This is a genomic window from Dyella sp. 2YAF14 (assembly GCF_052114725.1).
Classification (GTDB): domain Bacteria; phylum Pseudomonadota; class Gammaproteobacteria; order Xanthomonadales; family Rhodanobacteraceae; genus Dyella.
Window position 1 is genome coordinate 1 of the sequence record NZ_JBFRFH010000036.1, and the last position, 975, is coordinate 975.

The following is a 975-nucleotide window of genomic DNA, read 5'->3' on the forward strand; positions in this document are numbered from 1 at the left end:
GCCAGCTGGTCCAACAGATAGCCGGGGCCGGCACCCAGATCGAGGAAGCGGCGAACCTCCCTGCGTGCGTAAAGCACGGCTTCGCCTGCGCGAACCAGTCCGTCGCCCGAGGCGCGCTCACGCGCTGCCTTCAGTTCTTCGTTCCAGTAGTCGAGGTCGTAGTCCCGGGGGGAGACGCCGCGGTCCATGTCTGCGAGGACTTGCGGTTCGATGAAGATCGAGTCGCAGGCTTTGCAGGAGAAATAAGGGAAACCGTCGACGTCGCGAAATGGCTCGGTCGTCTTGGATTTTAGGCAAACAGGGCAATCGTGTGTCATGTGGGCACTTTAGCTGACTGCTGTTACGACAGGCGCGTGATGCAGGTCAATTCGCTCGCATCTAAGGGGGTCATTAGATCATGAAGCATCGCTGGAACCCTTAGTGAAAGCCGAAAGGCCCGGCCTTAACACAAAGTTTCGCATTGGGCCGATGGTCAGCCCCGTCACGCATGGCGGCTCGCGCGATTCATGTCCAAAGCAGTCTTCGATAGAGCTTTCGCCAGCTCAGCGGCACTCGTCGCCAAGACCTTCTCATCGCGACGCGGCTAAGCGATTCATCTTGAAAATAATAGGAGCGTGCGGACTCAAATGCCGCGATATAGAGCAGCGCAGATTCGCGCAGAAGTCGCACATTGGCTTCCACGGGCGCGTAGAAGCGGTCGCTGGTGAACTGCTGCTGGCCTTGAGTTGGCTGGAATTCCGCCAGGAACGCAAACGACTTCCCGGGCAGGGGCGTAATGCAGAATCCGAAGGGCTCGAAGATGTGGCGCAAGCCCGTGATGCCGTAAGAGACGATATGCCCGCGCTTGCGGGGATCGAGGTAGCCCGGATCTTCCTGGCGAACGTAGTGCGGCAATCCCGTATTGAACAGCCAGGTGGAGTCCGGCGCGGCGACGGCGGCCAGGCCCTCGGCAAGTTTGCCCAGCATGCGGGGCGT

General features: G+C 60.0%; 2 protein-coding genes. Both read right to left on the reverse strand.

The window, feature by feature from the left end; genetic code table 11:
* Window positions 1-317 (reverse strand): hypothetical protein (locus AB4Y82_RS21095; RefSeq protein ID WP_441611684.1); only part of this gene is annotated, 317 nt, incomplete at its 3' end.
* Window positions 318-504: 187 nt separating this feature from the next.
* The coding region (locus AB4Y82_RS21100) for a hypothetical protein (RefSeq protein WP_441605692.1) at window positions 505-975 on the reverse strand (471 nt) is incomplete at its 5' end.